The organism is Vibrio sp. 811 (genome assembly GCF_033339195.1).
Map to the genome: position 1 here is coordinate 1 of NZ_JAWOUB010000143.1, position 983 is coordinate 983.

The 983-nt window shown below is 48.3% G+C and carries 1 protein-coding gene; it reads left to right on the plus strand.

Annotation, left to right across the window (positions count from 1 at the left end; all coding sequences use genetic code 11):
* The coding region (locus tag R7Q46_RS25425) for a HAMP domain-containing methyl-accepting chemotaxis protein (protein ID WP_318077972.1) at positions 1-983 on the plus strand (983 nt) is incomplete at both ends.

Here is a 983-nt window from a genome sequence, read left to right on the forward strand (position 1 = left end):
GTGCTTACGTCGATGCTGGTGGCAGCATTACTGGTCGTAATTGCGGCGATTGCGATTTCAAAATACATGGGAAATACCATTGGACGCAGAGTCCAGCGATTATCAGAACGAGCGAAGATTATAGCCTCTGGCGATGTTTCTCAACCGCCATTGAACGTTGTTGGCAAGGATGAGCTGGCTGACCTTACGAGCTCTATCAATCGCATGAACGAGTCACTGGCAGGCATTGTTGCAGGTGTAAATGGAAAAGCGAACCAAGTGGACACCAGCATGGGTGCGCTTCTCGAATCGGCACAAGTGACATCCAATAACGTTGAACAACAACAATCCAATATCTCAGAAATGGGGCGTCAACTCGAAGAGATTGCCTTTGCTGCGAGTAATACGTTGGATCAAGCTAATCAATCGGTGCAAAAGTTGTCAGATTCAAAAGATGAGATAGAACAAGGTCGTGACGCACTTGAGCAAAATAAAGCGACCATGGAAAGTTTACACAGCAGCATAGAAAGCGCCAGCACCCAAGTTACGCAGTTAAGCAAAGAGAGCGAAGCAATTGGCCGCGTGACGGAAGTGATTGAAGGGTTAGCAGAACAGACTAATTTGCTGGCACTCAATGCGGCAATTGAAGCGGCGAGAGCTGGTGAACAAGGGCGAGGTTTTGCTGTGGTTGCTGATGAAGTGCGCATGTTGGCGACAAGAACCACGCAATCGACGACAGAAATCAACGGTATTATTAACGCAATTCAGCGTTCAACTCACACGGTGGTTCAGGAAATTGAACACAGCCAGTCGTTGGCAGAGCAAGGTGCTGAACACATCGATAATGCCGTAACGAGATTGGTTTCAACGACAGAGCAGATCGGTTCTCTAAACGAGCAAATGGCAGAATTGGCCGCTGCTGCCGAGCAGCAATCTCACGCAACGCAATCCATAAATGGGTTAATGGCAGGCATTACGCAGTCGGTCGAAATGGTGGCGAGAAA